Here is an 18,599-nt window from a genome sequence, read left to right on the forward strand (position 1 = left end):
GGAAACTTATATTAGGAGGGACATGATGAAAAGGTCGCTAGTTTTGGCGGTAATCTGCAGCTTGCTGATCTCCTTGCTCGTACCGTTCTCTTCCGCGCAAGCGGAGACGACGCCGGCGTTCCCGAATATGCCGGTCATTACGAATGTGGAAGGCAATCACCAACGGTACTTTCTCGTACCGGAGCATTTCCAGAACGATCTCGGCACATGGTTGATCCAAGCGAACGACGGTACGCTGCGCGGCCGGACGCTGGTCGGCCGAACCGACCGCAACGTCAACGCGACGAGGCCGGCCAACGCGACGATCGAGGTGGCGTCGACGGACGTGTATTACGTCTGGGCGCGGACGCGCGACTTCAACACGTTCACGGGAACGCGGCAGTTCAAGCTGAGCTTCGACGGATACACGCTGCCGCATACGTTCGGCGCGCACGCCACCCACGGCTGGCAATGGGAACGGGGTGGACGCGTAACGCTGAACGCCGGAGAAGCGGTCGTAGCGCTGCAGGATATCTCGGCGTATTACCCGCGCGTGGACGGCATCGTGCTGACGACGGATCCGAGCTTCGTGCCGGATCCCAACTATACGGCGTTGAAGGCGCAGTTGGAGGCGCAGCAGGCGAAGACGCCGCTGTCGCCGTACGAGAATGTTCCGTATATCTACAATATGCCGGGTTACTTCGCCAGCTATTTCGTCGTGCCGGAGCAGTTCGAAGCGGCGCCCGGCACGTGGACGGTCGGCGCGGGAGCGGAGTCGCTTCGCGGCGTGCTGCTGCAGGGCAAGGACGACGGACAGCCGGCGTCGGCGGTTCCGGCGGAAGCCGCGATTCCGGTCGACGCGTCGGGCATCTACACCGTCTGGGCATATACCGAAGACGATGGAACGGGGAGCGGCGGCTTCTCGCTCGCCGTGGACGGCTTCGAGCTGGCGGAGCCGCTCGGCGATCACGGTACCGTCGGATGGGCTTGGGAACGCGGCGGCCGGGTGAATCTGAAGGCGGGCGCCGCGGCGCTGTCGCTGCGCGACGCGTCGGGAGCGAGTCCCCGGGTAGCGGCTCTGCTGTTCACGGCGGATCCCGAATTCGTGCCGAGCGCGGATTACGCGGAATTGAAAGCGGAGCTCGCGGTCACCCGCCCCGTTTCGGAGGGGCCGCCGCCGTCGGACGTCGTGTTCCTCCGGACCGGCAGCTTCGAGGAGTTCGGCACTTGGAACTTGCAAGGCTACGAATCCGCCTTCGGCACGGTCAATCTGATCGGCATCATGTCGGCGGACGACGCGGTATTCGATCCGTCCGCGGCGGAGCCCGCCGTCGCCCGATTCGAGGCGCCGATCTCGGGCACCTATAAGGTATGGGTCCGCTCCCGAGACTTCTCCGCGCGGCAGGGGACGAGATTTTTCAACGTCGAGGTGAACGGCGAGCGCCTCGCCAAGACGTTCGGGAAGCACGGCATCAACGGCTGGGCGTGGGAGGACGGCGGCACGGTCGAGCTGACGCCGGGCACGAACGTCTTGAAGCTGCATGACACGTCGGGGTATTACGCCCGGACGGACGGCATTTTCCTAACGAACGATTTGAACTTCACGCCTCCGAGCTCCTATACGGAGCTGCTGAAGATCGCGAAGCCGACGTACGTGTTCCAGGATCGTCTCGACTATCCGGCATGGGCGAAGACGAGCGCCGCGCCGACGCAAGTGCATACGCTGGAAAACGATAACGTGCGCATCGAGTTTTCCGAGGTACCGACGGCGCAAGGCAACGTCGTGCAGAAGCGCACGTACCTGAAATCGAACGGAAGCTTCGTGCCGGTCGAGTCGCGAACGGACGAATTCGGCTACCTGATGCTGTATGGCGAGGAGAGCGAGCCGGCCGGCATCGCCCAACAATCGCCGATCTTCTCGACGCAGGTGAATGCGGAAGGCCAAGACATCCGCTTGGTCACGGTGAACGCGTTCGAAGCCGGACTGCCGTATTGGATGATTCCGTCGTCGGTCTCGCTCCAGGGCGAGGACGCCGCCTTGTTGGTCTCGGAGAACGAGGTCGCTCGTCTGGAAGCCGAATGGAGCCTGCCGGACGGCGCGACGGAGCCGGTCGTCGTGATCCGGCTGCTCCCGAAGCAAGCGGGCGCATTCAGCGTCGGCATGTTCAACGGAACGGAGCGGGACGTCGAGGAGATCGACTATTTGCTCAATCCGTTCCGCTACCACGGCAAGCGGCTGCCGGAGGAGCCGGTGCTGAATACGGAGCAGACGTCGTCGAACGCGGCGAGCTCCGTGACGTTGTCCGGCAAGCCCGACATCGCGGGCGGCCGCGAGGTGACGTACGCGGTCGTCGCGGATCCTTCGTCCATGAAGGATCGATGGGCGTACGCGGAATCGTCGGAGTTCGGTCTCGGCATTATGGGACGCGACCGCGGCGTATTGCCTTCGTTGTTCGCGCCGCTGATCGGCATGCCGGGCTCGCGGATGGAACCGGGCGACGCGTACACGTTCACGTACCGTCCGGTCACGCGGCTCGCGGGCTGGTACGACACGTACCGGCATGTGACCCAATCCATTATGGGCCTTACGGATTATCGCAAAAACATCGAGTCGTCCTTGACGGATACGATCTTCAACGTGCAGGACTTGATGCTGAACGATAACTTCGGCGGCTGGGACGTCGAAATGAAAGCGCACTATAACATGGAAGGGCAGAACGTCGGCACGACCGCCAGTCCGCTCGCCGCGATGCAGGCGTACCTGCTGTCGGAAGACGACGAGCTGTACGAACGCCGGGTCGTCCCGACGCTCGCGTCGATGCTGACGCGGAAAAATCAGCATTTCTCTTCGAAGGGCAACACGACCGCGCATCCTGCGATCACGTTCCCGAACCCGCTGCCGATCGGCTCGCCGACGGCCGGCTACGGCACGAGCGTGTTCGGCGGATTGTTCGACATGACGCAGGGGCTGTCCCCGGCGTTCCGGGAGGTCGGCGTCGACAACGGCGTCAAGCAGACCGCGGGCAACGCGCCTTCCTGGTCCGATCACGTCTGGATGTACCGGTATACGGGCAATACGGCGTACTTGGAGCAGGCGAAGGCGGCGGCCGATCAATATTTGGAGTCGGTCGTGTACGCGGCGCCGAGCGCGCTGCCCGACTTCGGCAGCTTCATCTACATCAGCTATTATCCGAACCTGAACGCGCTGCTCGATTTGTATGAAATCAGCGGCGAACAGCGATATTTGGACGGAGCGGCGGCGGCGGCCCGCGTGCTGATGACGACGCTGCGCACGTTCCCCGTACCGGAAGGGGAGACGACGATCAGCGCCGATGCGATTCGGGAGAGAGGCTTCCTGGACGGCGCGCACTTCTGGTGGAAGGGCGAATATTCGGATCGCTTAGGTCATCCGGAGCGATTGGCGGACCTGCAGGATATGACGGTCCCGGCGTGGATGCCTTCGCCCGTCGGCCTCGGCGTCGAACAAGCGAGCACGTTCATGGGCACCGATTCCGGCTTCATCACGATGTCGAACTGGGCGCCCGACCTGATGCGCCTCGCGAAGCTGACCGGCGACGAGACGTTCGAGACGTACGCCCGCAACGCGGTGCTCGGACGCGGCGCGAACTATCCGGGGTATTACCAGAACCAATACATGATGCATCAGAAGACGGCGGACTTCCCGTACGCGGGACCGGACCTCACGAGCATTTATTATCATCATATCCCGGTGTACTACGGGCTGCTGACGGACTACTTGTTCGCCCAGGCATGGAACTGGTCCGACGGACGCATCGACTTCCCGTTCCTGCGCCAGCAAGGGTATGCCTATTTCAATAACCGGAAGTTCGGGGGCGAGCCCGGCACGTTCTTCGGCGAAACGGACATGTGGCCGTGGCTGAAGCGCGGGCTGGTCGCGACGGACAGCATCCAAGTTGATTGGCTGGCGGCGCGGAAGGACGGCAAGCTCGGCCTCGCGCTGATGAACGAGGATGCGGCGCCGATCGCGACGACGGTGACGTTCGGCGAGGAACTGGGCGGCGCGATGCTCTCGGGCGCGGCGACGCTGTACGACGCGGCCGGCAACGCCTCCGCAGTGACCGTTTCCGGCGGAGCGGTGACGGTGACCGTTCCGGCTCGCGGCTTGATCGCGATCGTCATGGATCATCCGGAGGTGCAGGCGCCGGCCTTCGCGGCGATCGACGATTCGACCGCGCTGGCCCGTCCGCTCGGCGAGACGGTCGCGCATGCGACCGGCGGCGCGGACTTCGGCGCAGGCGCGGTGCTGCAGACGAATCCGTCGTTCTACCATGCGTATGCGTACGTTACGGATATGCCGGAGACGACGGCTCGCGTGACGCTCCGCTACCGCGTCGGCGAAGGCGAATGGCAGGCGGAGGAGAAGGCGGCGTACCCGTATGAATTTACGGTGAAGGTGACGGGCGACGCGCCGTTCGATTTCTACTTCGACGTGCACGGCAAGGACGGTACGGTGCGCACCTCGTCCCAGAAGCGGCTTGCCCCTTACGCGGCGGGGACGGACATTATCGCCTTCCAAGCGGGCGGCGGTCAAATCGGGAACGCGTTCATCGCGCGGGAAGCCCGGACGGTCGTTTCGATCGTATACGGGACGGATACGAGCGCCTTGGCGCCGACGGTCGTCTTGTCCGAAGGGGCGGCGCTGCTGTCTCCGGCGGGGACGGCCGACCATACAGATCCGGTCGATTACGTCGTACGGGCGGAGAACGGCGCGACCGACACATGGACCGTATTCGTGGCGCAGATCGACGACGCCTCGGGGCTGCAGCGGCTGCTGACATTTTTACAGGATCAAGGGTGGCTCGGCAACCAAGGCATCGCCAACTCTTTGGAGAAGCAAGCGCTGCGCGAGCAGTATCATGCGTTCCAGCAACATGTATCGTCTTTGGAGCAGGAAGGCCGGCTGATGCCGGAGACGGCAGCGCTCTTGCTTCAAGCGGCGGATTCGCTGATGACGGGGACGTAAGTCGATAAAGGAAGCCGGCCGGCGCGAGCCGGTCGGTTTCGTTCGGGGGGAGAACAAAATGAATAGCAGGTTCACGGCGCCGCCCGCGCGCGACGCGTCTGCCGTATGGTCGAACGGAACGAAGATCATTTGGTTCCCGGACGAGGTGGAGACGCACTTCGAGCAGCCGAAGAACGCGTTCTGCCTGTTTCGCAAGACGTTCGAGGCGCCGGCGGGGGTGTCCGCGGCGCGCGTCAGGGCGTTCGCGGATTCCCGGTACCGGCTGTCGATCAACGGAACGTACGTCGGACGCGGCCCTTGCCGAAGCGATCCGAGGCGGCAGGTCGTCGACGAGCTCGACGCCGCCGCGTATATTCGGCCGGGGATCAACGTCGTCTCCGTGCTCGCGCTGCATTACGGATACGGAACGGGACAGTCGATTCACCGCATTCCCGCGTTGGTCGTCGAGGTGGAGCTGACGACGGCGGACGGCGAGCGTCTCGTCATCCCGAGCGACGAAAGCTGGAAGTGCCGGCCGGCCGCCGCCTATGACCGGTCGGCGCCTCGCGTGAACGGCTGCCAGGGCCCGATCGAAATCTTCGATTCCAGGGCGGAGCTTCCCGGGTGGGAACGGCCCGAGTTCGACGATAGCGGTTGGGCGGCCGCCAAAGGGCGAGGAACGAAGCTGTCTCCGTTCTGGAATTGGACGAAACGCGAGATTCCGCCGCTGGAGGAAGGCGAGGCGGCCGCGAAGGTCGTCGCTTGGAGAGGGACGCTCTCGGAACGTCCCGGTCCGCCAAGTCGGCTTCATCATCAAATCATGGAGGAGTCCGTCGACGCCGAGATGGCGGAGACGTCGGAGCCGATCGGGGACGGCGTCGTCGTCGAAGCGTCGCGGCGCGGGACGGCGACCGTCGTCACCTTCGATCTCGGCTCGACGGAGCCCGGTTACCTGCGGCTTCGGGCGACCGGCGCCGAAGGCGATATCGTGGACGCGGTGTACGCAGAGCGGCTATGGTGCGGCAAGGCGCCGCTTTCGCTGACGAGCAATCGTCCGATCGACCGGTTTATTCTGAACGGAACGACGGCGCAGGAGCTGGAAACCGCCTTCGCTTGGCGGGCGTGCCGGTACGTGCAGCTCATCGTGCGCAACCCCGGCGGCCCCGTGACCATTCATCGGGTCGGCCTCCGAACGAGAACATATCCGCTGGAGCGGACGGCCGAATTCCATTGCAGCGACGAGCGGCTGCGCCGGATTTGGGACATCTCCGCGCATACGCTGCGTCTGTGCATGCAGGACGGCTTCCTCGACTCTTCGAGCCGGGAGCAGCAGCAGTGGATGGGCGACGGGCGCTGGCAAGCGGTGATCAACTACCATTACTCCGGCGATGCGCGATTGCACCGAAAGCTGCTCGAACAGATCGGCCAGTCGCAGGATCCCTCGGGCATGACGAAGGCGAGGTACCCGGACGGACATCATAACTACCCGCCGATCCCGTCGTTCTGCCTCGCGTGGATCAGTTCGTTCGGCGAATACGAGCTGTATTCGGGGGACGGCAGCCTGCTGCCCGCCTGGTGGCCGAACGTGGTGCACGCGCTGCGGTGGTTTTCCGCCTACGCGAACGAAGACGGCTTGCTCGAGGACGTCCCGTATTGGCCGTTCATCGATTGGGGCGAAGGGCCGGAAGGGCCCGTCCCGGACGACCAGCGGGGCGGCGTCGTGACCGCCTTGAACTTGCAGTACGCGGAAGCGCTCGGGGCGGCGGCCGGGTACGCGAGCCGGCTCGGGGACGAGGAGGCGGAAGCGCATTACGCGAGGGAAGCCGCGCGAGTCCGAACGGCGATCCGAGCGGTTCTCTGGGACGATCGGCAAGGCGCCTACGTCGACTGTCTCGTCGACGGGGCCGCAAGCGAGAGCGTCAGCGAGCCGACCAACGCCCTCGCGATCTTGCTGCTGCACGAGGCGGGGGAGGAGCGCGCGCGGCGGATCGGCCGGCGCGTCTTCTCCGGTTCGGCCGCCGGCGGCGCGGTCGCGGCGGGCAGCCCGTACTTCATGCTCGTCATCGGCCGGGCGCTCGTGAAGCTGGGCTGGGCGGCGCGGGCGCTCGAGCTGATCCGGGAGCGCTACGGCGCGTTCCTCGACGCCGGCTCCGACACGACGTGGGAGCGGTGGACGCTGTTCCACGAAGGCAGTGACGGGAGCGTCTCTTATTCGAGCGCGAGCCACGCCTGGGGGGCTTCCCCGATCGTCTTTATTTATGAAGGCATCTTCGGCTTGACGCCGCTCGAGGGCGGATTTCGCCGGTTCGCGATGGACCCCGACCCTTGCAATTTGGACGACGTCCGCGCGACGCTCCCCGTCGCCGAAGGCGAGATCGACATGAGCCTCGAGCGCATCGACGCGGAAAGCTGGAGCCTTGCCGTCTCGATTCCGCCTGGGTATTCCGGCCGAATCGCCGGCCGGCATTGCGAGGCCGGCCGCCATACCATCACGATCGCGAAGGAGAAGGGAACATGATCGACGAGAGCGGGTTCGTATTGCGAAGCCCAAGCGGCGTCTTGACGGCAACGCTGCGTCTGACGCGCGAGAAGAGACTTCGATATCAGGTGAAGCGCGGCGACGCGGTCGTCGTGGAAGACGGCGACATCGGCATCACGGCGGACGGCGTCGATCTGGGCGACGGCGTCGCCTTCGAAGACATTCGTCAAGAGACGATCTACGAGACGTACAAGGTATTCGGCGGACATTCGGACGCCCTGAATCACTGCAACGCGTATCGCTTCTCGCTCCGGCACGCCGCGAGCGGAGAAGCGTACGAGCTGCAAGCGCGAGCGTACGACGACGGCTTCGCGTTCCGGTACGCGCTACCGCGGGAAGGAACCACGACCGTACAAGGGGAAGCGTCGAGTTGGACGCTTCCGGCCGGCAGCCGCGTATGGCTGTTCGAGCGGAACAACGGCTGGAAGCTGAAGAGCTATGCGGGCGAATGGATTTCCGCCGACGCGGAGGAGCTCCATACGGTATCCGGTCAAGGTCCCGTGCAGGGCACTCCGCTCGTCGCGGAGCTGCCGGACGGGCGCGGGTACGCGGCGATCGCGGAAGCCGCACTGTACAACTATAGCGGCATGCGACTGGAAGCGATCGGACGTCGCGCCGTTCGCGCGAATTTCACCGAAGGGGACGCCGGTTTCGCCGTGGAAGGCGCCGTCCTGACGCCGTGGCGCGTCGCGATGGCCGCGCCGGACTTGGACGGTCTCGTGAACAGCGATTTGATTACGAACCTGAATCCGGCTCCGTCCGCGGCGCTGTTCTCCGACACAAGCTACATTCGTCCGGGACGCTCCGCGTGGCGTTGGTGGAGCCTCGGCACCGGGACGCCGGAGCAGGAGCGGGAGACGGTCGACCGGGCGGCGGCGCTCGGCTTCGAGTACACGACGGTCGACGAAGGCTGGGAGGCGTGGCCGGAGCCGTGGGCGGACCTGCGTCGCTTGACCGATTACGCGAAGGGAAAGCACGTCGGCGTCTTCGTGTGGAAACGGTCGAAGGAGATCGACGATCCGCGGGAGGGGTGGCGGACGATGCGCGAGTTTTTCGATAAGGCGAAGGACGCCGGCGCCGTCGGCCTCAAGATCGACTTCATCGACAACGAGTCGAAGGCCGCGATCGACTTCGAGATCGCGGCGCTGCGGCTGGCGGCGGAGCGGCGGCTGATGATCAACTTCCACGGCATCTCGAAGCCGACCGGCGAATCGCGGACGTATCCGAACGAAATTTCGCGGGAAGGTATACGCGGCCTCGAGCTCAACAAGATGAAGGAAGGGCCGATTCCGGCTTGGCACAACGCCGCGCTGCCCTTCACCCGCTTCGTTGCGGGGCACGGGGATTATACGCCCGTCGGCTTCTCGAACCCGGGGGAGACGACGTATGCGCATCAGCTGGCGACGATGGTCGCCTTCACGTCCCCGCTGCAGGTCGTCGCCGAAAACCCGGCCTTCCTGCTCGAGGAGGCGGCGGCGCGGCCGGCGTTGGACGTCCTGAAGTCGATCCCGTCCGTATGGGACGAGACGCGAGCGCTGCCGCCCAGCGCGATCGGCGAGCTCGCCGTTCTCGCCCGGAGGTCCGGGGAGGCGTGGTTTCTCGGCGTCCTGAACGGCAAGGCGGAGCGTACGACGGTTCGGCTGCCGCTCTCTTTCCTGGACGACGGGGCGGCGTACGACGCGGTCGAAATCGTCGACCGCGGACCCGGAAGCATGGCGCGCAAGGAAGGCATGCGCGTCGCTTCGCGGGACGCAGTGGACATCGTCTTGGAGCCGAATGGAGGATATGTCGCCGTATTAAGGAAGGCGTGACCTAAACAGATCAGGGATAGGGAGAAAAAGGAGGTTCAAACCCATGAAGCAGACCGAGTATGCGTTACTCGTCGCCGGCGCGACCTTCGCCGGCATCGGCGCGGCGGCGGCCGCGACGGAAGCGAATCGGAGCGTCGTCGTCGTCGAGCGCACGGCTTTGGTCGGACGCGAATTTATCGACGCCTTGAACCCGGGACGGGGGACGGGGACGCCGAAGACGGATTTCGGTCGAAGGTTCCGGGACGAAGCGGCGAATCGCAACGTCATGACCGAAGCGGGGCTCCTGCATCTCCCGGCGCTGCATCCCGTCTTATGTCTTCGGATGAAGCAATATGGGATGAATGTCCGTTTTCTCACGGAGATCGTCGAAGTCGAAGACGCCGGCGGACGTTACGTCGTAACGCTGTTCGACGCCGCCGGCCTGCATCGAGTGACGACGGACGAAATCCTGGATACGTCGACGCAGCGGCTTACCGAGCCGGGAAATCCGTTCGTGCCGGTGCATAAGCGATTGAACGCTTATTTGCATCATCCCGACATCGGCGCGGTCCCGCTGCCCGAACCGATCGACGACGCGATGTCGATCGCTTGGGGAAGGTTTCCTTCCGAGGTCGTCTTGCGGGTATGCGTTCCGCCGAAGCTGAATTGGCTGCAAGCGAAGCAATGGCTGTACCGGTATTGGGAAGCGAGACCGGAGGCTTGGGCGCCGTGGACGATCGCGGCGGTCGCCGGTGGCTTCGAATCGATCGTTCGCCGCGGGCCCCGGCGGCTGAAGGAAGGATGGACCTGGCTTCCTTCCGAAGCGTACGATCATCCGATGGAAGCGATCGACGCGGGGTACGCTCATCTGACATACGAGGGAGGGGTTCGCGATGAAGCCGCATTATGACGTCGTCGTCGTCGGACTCGGCACGGCGGGAGCGATCGCGGCGATCGCCGCCGCCCGCCTAGGCCTTCGCGTGCTGGGCGTCGAACGGCACACGTGCATGGGAGGCGTCGGAACGGCCGGCGGCGTCATCGGGTATTATCTCGGTACGCGCGGAGGCTTGTACGAACGGATCGATCGCCAAATCCCCGATACGGAACGGCGGGTGTTCACGCCATCCTTCGGCGTGAACGCCGAAGGGAAGCAGTATGTGCTGGAGCGGGAGGCGGTCGAAGCCGGCGCGACGATCCGTTACGATACGACCGTAACCGCCGTGCGCCGGGAAGGAACCGCCGTCCGCGGCGTCGAATGCTTCTCTCCGGACGCCGGGCGGTACGAGGTCGCTTGTTCCGTCGTCGTCGACGGTACGGGCAATGCGGACGTCTGCCGGCTGGCCGGCTGCGAGCTGCGCGGCGGGCGGGCGTTCGACGGGCAGGCGCAGCCCTTTTCCAACGTATGGTTCCGTATGAAGGACAATCGGGTCCAAGCCGCTTACACCGATTCCGGTTATGTGTTCCCCGAGGACCCCGAGAGCTTATCCCGGGCGATCGTCGATTCCGCGCTGCTGTCGACGCATCTGAAGGATCGGTTCGAGGAGGAGCCGCGGCTGATCCGCGTCGCTCCGCAGCTCGGCGTCCGGGAGAGTCGGTTCATCGTCGGCGAGGAGAACGTGACGTTGGACGATTTCCTGCATGACCGTTACACCCGACAGCCTGTGTTCATGGCGTATTCGAACTTGGATAATCATAGCAAGGACCTTGCTTTCGAGAGCGAGCTGCAGCGGGACTGGTCGGTCGCGGCGAGTCTGTGGGGTCTCCGGTTCGCGGTGCCGATTCCGCTCGGCGCGTTGATCCCGAGAGGAACCGACGGGCTGATCGTCGCAGGGCGCTGTCTCGCCGTCGACCATGATTTGGCCGCTTGCGTCCGGATGAAGCGGGATATGCAGAAGTGCGGGGAAGCCGCCGCCTACGCCGCGTTTCTATCGATCGAGAAGGGCGTGCCGCTGCGGGACGTGCCGTACCCCGAGCTGGCGAAGCTGCTTCGCGAGACGGACTGCTTGCCGGAACGCCATGAAGTCTATTTCGAGCAGCGGCTTGCGGAAGGCGACAAGTCGAACCCGCTCATCCGATGGATCGAGGACCATGGCGAATTGAAGGCAGGCCTCTCCGGCGTCAAGCCCGGCGTGGCGATCTGGTCGGCGAGACGGTTGGGAGACGCCGTTCGTCCGCGGCTGCTGGAGTGGATGCGCGACGAGGCGTCCGAGCATCTGCGCAAGCACAGCGCGATCGCGCTGGCGCTGCTGCAGGACCCGGCTGCGGCGCCGGTCTTGCGGGACATCTTGCGGGAGCGCGATCCGTTCTTCCCGTCCACGAGCGTGAAGTATAATCAATCCCGCGGATACGCCGCCGCGTACCTGCTGGGCAAGCTGGCCGACAAGGATGCGATTCCGGAGCTGCGCGGCGTCCTCGAGCAGCGGGATGCGTTCCCGTGGACCGAGCGAGACAAGGAGTTTCTGTCGGACGCGCAGGAATTGAGATTTCAATACGTGTCGTTCGCGTTGACGGCGTTGTCCCGCATCGGGGATCGGCATGCGGACGTCCGGCAGCGCATTGCAGACATTTTCGAAAATTATAAACCGATGCTCGACGACTCGCTGTCGATCACCTTCAAGGGCAGCACTGTCCTCCGCAACCCGATGGACGGCAAGCTTCGCCGGTTGATCGACGAGACGATCGCCCGATGGGATATCGCTTATGCTTAACCCGAAAGCGTTCCCTCGGTATCGGGATTTCGATCCGCTCGTTCCGGTATGGTGCGTTACCCCCGGGAAGGGCGGCTGTATTCACCGCTTCTTCGATACGTCCCCCTTCAGTCCTTCCGGCAAGTATTTGGCCGTATTGCGTCTGCCGCGGGAGGATAGGCTGAACTTGCCGGGAGAGTCGGCGGATATCGTCGTCGTCGATCTGGAGACGGGCGAAGAGCGCGTCGTCGCGTCGACTTCCGGATGGGAAGCGCAGTTGGGCGCGAATCTGAACTGGGGAAGCGAAGATTCGGCGTTGTTTTATAACGACGTGGACCTCGAAACCTGGGAACCGTTCTGCGTCAAGCTGAACTTCCTCACGGGGGAGAAGCGGCGGCTCGAGGGGGGGATCTACCGAATTTCCCCCGACGGGCGAACGATCGTTTCGGCGTCCCTCGAGCGGATGCGCCGCACGCAGGACGGGTACGGCGTCGTGCTGCCGGATGATCGCGTGCCCCGCAACTTCGGGCTTCGCGAGGACGATGGATTGTACGCGACCGACGTCGCCACGGGGAAGCGGAAGCTCTTGGCGTCGATCCGCGACGTATTCGATCGCGCGCATCCGCGCATCCCGCGCTCGCGATACGAGCAAGGCGAATGCTACGGCTTCCATTGCAAATTCAATCCCCAAGGCGATCGGCTGCTGTTCACCATGCGATGGTATTTAACGGAAGAGGACCAGCCGTGGAATATGCTTCCCAAGGGGCTGGATTATTGGGTCGTCACGATGAGACCGGACGGCAGCGACATCGCCGTGGCGGTCGGACCCGAGCTGTGGAGGCAAGGAGGGCACCACATCAATTGGTTCCCCGACGGTGAGCGGTTGTCCATGAACCTCCGTTCGGAGGGGGACGAGGAGCTGTCTCTCGTCCAGGTGAACGCGGACGGAACGGGCCTGAGGAAGATCGTCGACGGCGTTCCGGGCTCCGGTCATCCGACGGTGCACCCGGACGGCGTCCACATCTTGACCGATGCGTACGAGAACGAGAAGGTGTCGTTCGGAGACGGCACCGTGCCGTTGCGATGGATCGACGCGAAGGCAGGTTCGGAGAAGACGATCGTGCGCATCAACGTAGGCAATCCGGCGACTTCGGCGAATACCGCGCTTCGCGTAGATCCCCACCCGGCGTGGGATTCCCAATATAAGCGCGTTGCCTTCAACGGATATGTGAATGGCACTCGTAGAGTGTTCGTGGCGGATCTAAGCGCGTTATCTTGAAAAAGAAGGGCTGCCCCAAGTCGTCTAGACTTTCGGGGCAGCCCTAATCCATCTTATTCCGATTCCGCCGAGAGCTTAGGCTTCTTGCCTTCGTCCGGATCCTCCGCCGGCTTGGCCCGCTTAATAAACAACGCCATGACGAGCGAGACCGCGGAGATGATCGTGGCGACGAAGAACGCATCGTTAATGCCGCCGAGCATCGCTTCCATGCCGATGGCGAGCTTCGTCTCGTCCGTCGGCACCGCCGTCAGCCGGCTGATCGCGTCCGCGGCGTACGCTTCCTGCCGGGTGGACATGATCGTCACGAGGAACGCCGTGCCGATCGCGCCGGACACCTGCTGCAGCGTGTTGTTCATCGCCGTGCCGTGCGGGTAGAAGCGAGGAGGAAGCTGGTTCAAGCCGTTCGTGGAGACGGGCATCATGACCATGGACATTCCGAACATTCGAATCGTATGAATGACCGTCAGCTCGGTATAGGTCGTCTCCATCGTCAGATCGCTCAGCAAGTACGTCGTAATCGTCATAACGGTCAAGCCGATGACGGCGAGAGCGCGTCCGCCGAATCGGTCGAACAGCCTGCCGGTGACCGGGGACATGAGCGCCATGAGGAGCGCGCCCGGCAGCATCATCAGCCCCGCGTCGATCGGGGAGATGCCGCGGATGCTCTGCACGTACAGCGGCAGCAGCAGCATGCCGGAGAACATGGCCATCGTCAAAACCATCGAGATGGCCGCCGATAACGAATACGCGGGAAAGCGGAAGATGCCGAAGTTCAACATCGGCCGCTCCATCTGCGATTGACGCAGGATGAACCACGTCAGAGCGGCTACCCCGGCGATGATGGTCAGATAGACGGTCGGGTGCTCCCAGCCCTTCGAGCCGGCGGAGCTGAAGCCGTACAGCAGACCGCCGAAGCCGATGCTCGACAAGACGAGCGAGAAGAAATCGAGGCGGACGTTCGACCGTTCCTTCTTGTCTTTCAAGAGGAAGAAGCCGAGCAAGAGCACGACCGCCGCGATCGGCGTGACGAAGTGGAACAGCATTCTCCAATCGTAGTGTTCGACGATCCAGCCCGACAGCGTCGGACCGATCGCCGGCGCGCCCATTAAGACGAGTCCGAAGACGCCCATCGCCGCGCCGCGTTTTTCTACGGGAAAGCTGACCAGCATGACGTTCATCAAGACCGGCATCATGATCGCCGAACCGGAGGCCTGCACCATCCGTCCGGTCAGCAGCAGCGGGAACGCGTGCGCATAGCCGGCCAACACCGTGCCTAGCAAGAACAAACCCATGGCCCCCAAAAACAAGTGGCGGACCGAATATTTCTGAATCAGGAACGCCGTCGTCGGGATCAAGATGCCGTTCACCAGCATGAAGCCGGTGGAGAGCCACTGCACCGTCGACGGGTCGATCGCGAGGTCGTTCATGATCGAGGGAAGGGCGATATTCAACAGCGTATTGTTAAGAAAAGTAATGAATGCGCCGATCATCAATACGGCGAGCAAGCCGTACGGCGGACGGGCGGGGGGCGATGCGGTCGGTTCCATAATCGTCTCCTTCGGTTGTTCGGGTTTACCTAATTTTTTGCAGGTGACAAGATCATATACCACCGTACCCCGAATCGCAAGAAACCGTTGGCCACCGGTCAACAATCGCGAACGGATCGCCGGGTTCGGCGCGCCGCTTTCCCCCGCCTCGAAGGGGGATTGTCCTTTTCCGCTCCTTATCCTCGGTTTCCCTTGAGTCAGCTGGAGCCGGTCTAGGGAACCGAGAGCATGTAATTGCGGAACATCCCCGCCCCCCCCACGCCGCGCACAGCTGAGCGAAGGGAAGCCGAGGACAAGGAGCCGCGGAACGTCCCCGTCCTCTGGCCAGCGACTGTCTCGGACGTCCTCGTGGCGGGGGCGGCCCTGTTATTTCGCCCGGTCCTCTTCGTTTTCTGGTATTCTATACAGTGGCATAGATAGAAACGGAGATGAGATCCATCATGAATCAAGCGCCAAACATGGAAACGGCGAAGGCGGAAGGCGGTCGCTCGAAGGGGCGGCTGCTGACGGGCGTCGTGTTAGGAACGGCTACGGCGATCGGGCCGTTTTCGATCGATATGTACTTGCCGGCGCTGCCGGATATGGCGGCGGAGTACGCAACGAACGCGGCCTGGACGCAGGTGACGCTGACGATGTTCCTGCTCGGCATGGCGATCGGTCAGATCGTCGCGGGACCGATCAGCGACGCTTGGGGGCGCAGAAGACCGCTCTTCATCGGACTATGCGTATATATCGTCGCTTCGCTCTTATGCGCGGTCGCGCCGACGATCGAATGGCTGGCGGCGCTTAGGCTGCTGCAAGGGCTGGCGGGCGCTTCGGGGGTCGTGATCGCGCGGGCGATCGCCAGGGACCGGTTCGAGGGCGTGGAACTGACGAAGTTTTTCGCATTGCTCACCCTGATCGGCGGAGCGGGGCCGATCGTCGCGCCGATTATCGGCGGACAGCTGTTGCTGCTCACGTCTTGGCACGGCGTGTTCGTGTTCTTGGCCGCGTTCGGCTTGTTCTTATGGGTTTCCCTCTTTATGGCGATTCCGGAGAGTCTGCCGCGAGAGCGCCGCATCGCCGGGGGGATCGGGAATTCGACGCGTTCGATGCTCGGGCTGCTCAAGAACCGGGAATTGATCGGCTTCGCGTTGACCCAAGGCTTGGCGCAAGCCGGACTATTTTCGTACATCTCCAGCTCGTCGTTCCTGATGCAGGATCATTACGGCGTGTCGCCGCAGACGTTCAGCTTGCTGTTCGCGCTGTGCGGCTCCGCGTTCATCGTGGGCTCTCAAGGCACGGCGCGGCTGGTCGGGAAATACTCCGAGCGCACGCTGCTGTTCACGGGCCTGATCGTTGCGGCGGCTTCCGGACTCTATTTGCTCGCGGCGCTGATTCTTGAGGCCGGCCTGCCTTTCGTCGTGCCCGCGCTGTTCCTCGTCGTCTGCTGCATGGGCGTCATCGGCACGACGTGCACGTCGCTCGCGCTGCAGAAGCATAAGCAGGCCGCGGGCAGCGCAGCCGGCTTGCTCGGCTTGATCGGCATGTCGGCCGGCGCTTTGATTTCGCCGCTGACCGGCCTAGGCGGAGGCGAGACGGTACTGCCGATCGGCGCAGTCATCGCAGCCTGCTTCTGCGGAGCGCTGCTCAGTTATTTCCTGTTCATACGTCGCTCGGACGCTTAAAAAGAAAGAAGTCCCCTGCTGCCATGGATTCGGCGTCGGGGGACTTTGCTTTCCAGAGGCGAGAACATAATTATTTGGAAACGTTTCAAAAACATATTGAAACGTTTCCAACATGGTGCTATAATCCAATTCATAAAGATAAGCGTTTCTGTTTGCGGAGGGTTCTTCATGTCAAGCATTAAAGACGTAGCGAGTTTGGCCGGCGTCGCGGTCGGCACCGTGTCCAGAGTCATCAATAACATCGGATCGGTAAAGCCGCATACCCGCGATAAGGTGCTTGCGGCGATCGAGCAGTTGAATTACGTGCCGAACGAGGTGGCGCGAAACTTCAAGATGCAGAAGTCCAAGATGGTCGCGCTGTTGCTCCCGAGCATCTGGCATCCTTTCTTTTCCGAGCTGGCGTATTATATCGAAGACGAATTGGATCGATACGGGTTCAAGTTAATGTTGTGCAACAGCGGGGGCAAGCCGGAGAAAGAGCTCTATTACCTGGATATGCTGCTGCAAAATAAAGTCGCCGGCGTCGTCGGCATCACCTACAACCATATCGAAAATAACGTAAGCGCGGACATTCCGATCGTCAGCATCGACAGACATTTCGCGAAAGCGATTACATGCGTAACCTCGGACAATTTCGACGGCGGGCGGATCGCGTTCCGGGAGCTGCTGAAGGCGGGCGCCAAGAAGCCGGCGTTTCTGGGCAGCCGGCCGGAGGTATACAGCGAGACGCTGCGGCGCAAGGAAGGGTTCCTTCACGAAGCGGTGCTTCACCGGATCGAGCCGATCGTCTACGAAGGGCCGGATCCTTGCCTCGACGACGAAGGCTTCTACCGGACGTTCCTGGAACGATTCCCGGAGGCGGACGGTTTGTTCGCCATCACCGACATGGCGGCCGCGAAATATATAGAGACGGCGAAGTCGTTCGGGAAGCGGGTGCCGGCGGACGTGAAGGTGATCGGGTACGACGGCATTCAAGACCATCCTTATTTTCATCCGGTCTTGTCGACGATCCGGCAGCCGGTGGAAGAGATGGCTCGCACGGCGGTCACGCTGCTGTTGAAAAAAATTGAAGGAGAAGCCGTGGAGCAGGAGACGTACCGCATTCCTGTCCGGTTTCGCCCCGGCGAGACGACATAAATTTTTTTTCAATTATTTTTGAAACGTTTCAAATTCCAAAAACCTTCAACGTCGGGGGATGACGACATGCAACAGAGCCGCCGCGCGGCCAAAAGCATCATGGCGAATTGGGAGCTTTACGCGCTGATTGCCTTTCCGGTCGCCTACTTTATTGTGTTCCGGTACATTCCGATGTACGGCGTTACGATCGCTTTCAAGGATTTCTCCCCGGCGCTCGGCATCTGGGGCAGTCCTTGGACCGGCTTCGACCACTTCCGAACTTTTTTCGAATCATATAATTTCGAACAAATCCTAAGGAACACGGTGTTCCTTAGCGTCCTACTACTGCTGATCGCGTTCCCGATTCCGATCCTTGCGGCGCTCATGCTCAATCAGGTGGCGCATCGGCGGCTGAAGCGGTTCATCCAGACGTCGATCTACGCGCCGTACTTCATCTCTACCGTCGTGCTGATCGGCATGGTGTACGTGTTCTTGTCCCCGAACAGCGGCATCGTCAATCACTTGATCGTCGCGTTGGGCGGGGAGCCGATCCTATTTATGGCGAAGGCGGAGTGGTTCCGGCCGATCTACGTATTCACCGACGTCTGGCAGAACACCGGCTTCGCCTCTATCATCTACTTGGCCGCGCTCGCCGGCATCGACCCGCATCTGCACGAGGCGGCGGTCGTGGACGGCGCAAGCAAGTGGCAGCGGGTCCGCCATATCGACTTGCCGGGCATCGCGCCGACGATTCTCGTCATGTTCATTCTCGCGATCGGCAACTTAATGAACATCGGGTTCGAAAAGGCGTTCTTAATGCAGACGGACGTCAACGTCGACACCTCGGAAATTATCCCGACTTACGTGTACAAGATCGGCATTCAACGCGCCCAGTACAGCTTCTCGGCGGCGATCGGGTTGTTCAACGCCGTCATTAACCTGATCCTGCTCGTCGTCGTAAACCAGACCGTCAAGAAGATGAACGGCAACAGCTTGTTCTAAGGAGAGGAA

The 18,599-nt window shown here is 62.7% G+C and carries 10 protein-coding genes; 9 read left to right on the forward strand and 1 reads right to left on the reverse strand.

The features are described from left to right. The first annotated feature begins 25 nt into the window (after window positions 1-25). From FE782_RS27425 to FE782_RS27450, 6 genes are read left to right on the forward strand one after another with little or no spacing between them, the layout of a single operon-like run. On the forward strand, window positions 26-4,984 hold the full coding sequence (locus FE782_RS27425) for an SGBP N-terminal domain-containing protein (protein ID WP_138197546.1): 4,959 nt from the start codon (window positions 26-28) through the stop codon (window positions 4,982-4,984). Window positions 4,985-5,042: 58 nt separating this feature from the next. Beyond that, the gene (locus FE782_RS27430) at window positions 5,043-7,481 is read left to right on the forward strand and encodes a family 78 glycoside hydrolase catalytic domain (RefSeq protein WP_138197547.1); all 2,439 of its coding nucleotides are present in this window, start codon (window positions 5,043-5,045) and stop codon (window positions 7,479-7,481) included. Continuing rightward, a complete protein-coding gene (locus FE782_RS27435) occupies window positions 7,478-9,313 on the forward strand; it encodes a glycoside hydrolase family 97 protein (protein ID WP_138197548.1) in 1,836 nt (611 codons plus the stop codon). Before FE782_RS27430 ends, FE782_RS27435 begins: the two co-directional genes overlap by 4 nt. Window positions 9,314-9,356: 43 nt before the next feature. Further along, a complete protein-coding gene (locus tag FE782_RS27440; protein ID WP_138197549.1) occupies window positions 9,357-10,202 on the forward strand; it encodes a hypothetical protein in 846 nt (281 codons plus the stop codon). Then, complete coding sequence (locus FE782_RS27445; RefSeq protein ID WP_138197550.1) at window positions 10,186-12,000, forward strand: FAD-dependent oxidoreductase; 1,815 nt, start codon at window positions 10,186-10,188, stop codon at window positions 11,998-12,000. Before FE782_RS27440 ends, FE782_RS27445 begins: the two co-directional genes overlap by 17 nt. Beyond that, window positions 11,993-13,258, forward strand: coding sequence for a TolB-like translocation protein (locus FE782_RS27450; protein ID WP_138197551.1), 1,266 nt, complete (start codon window positions 11,993-11,995; stop codon window positions 13,256-13,258). The genes FE782_RS27445 and FE782_RS27450 overlap by 8 nt, the downstream gene beginning before the upstream one ends. A gap of 53 nt (window positions 13,259-13,311) precedes the next feature. On the opposite strand, the gene FE782_RS27455 is transcribed toward FE782_RS27450, so the two are convergent. Then, window positions 13,312-14,805, reverse strand: a complete 1,494-nt coding sequence (locus FE782_RS27455; protein ID WP_138197552.1) for a DHA2 family efflux MFS transporter permease subunit — start codon at window positions 14,803-14,805, stop codon at window positions 13,312-13,314. Between the two features lie 440 nt (window positions 14,806-15,245). Between FE782_RS27455 and FE782_RS27460 the strand changes: the two genes are divergently transcribed. The 3 genes from FE782_RS27460 to FE782_RS27470 all read left to right on the forward strand — a co-directional run bounded on the left by FE782_RS27460 (window position 15,246) and on the right by FE782_RS27470 (window position 18,590). Then, complete coding sequence (locus tag FE782_RS27460; protein WP_238392681.1) at window positions 15,246-16,472, forward strand: multidrug effflux MFS transporter; 1,227 nt, start codon at window positions 15,246-15,248, stop codon at window positions 16,470-16,472. A gap of 168 nt (window positions 16,473-16,640) precedes the next feature. Next, on the forward strand, window positions 16,641-17,609 hold the full coding sequence (locus tag FE782_RS27465; protein ID WP_138197553.1) for a LacI family DNA-binding transcriptional regulator: 969 nt from the start codon (window positions 16,641-16,643) through the stop codon (window positions 17,607-17,609). 66 nt (window positions 17,610-17,675) lie between these two features. After that, window positions 17,676-18,590: an ABC transporter permease gene (locus tag FE782_RS27470; protein ID WP_138197554.1), complete on the forward strand. Its 915-nt coding sequence runs from the start codon at window positions 17,676-17,678 to the stop codon at window positions 18,588-18,590. The last annotated feature ends 9 nt before the right edge of the window (window positions 18,591-18,599 follow it).

The sequence above is a fragment of the Paenibacillus antri genome (assembly GCF_005765165.1).
GTDB classification, from domain to species: Bacteria; Bacillota; Bacilli; order Paenibacillales; family YIM-B00363; genus Paenibacillus_AE; species Paenibacillus_AE antri.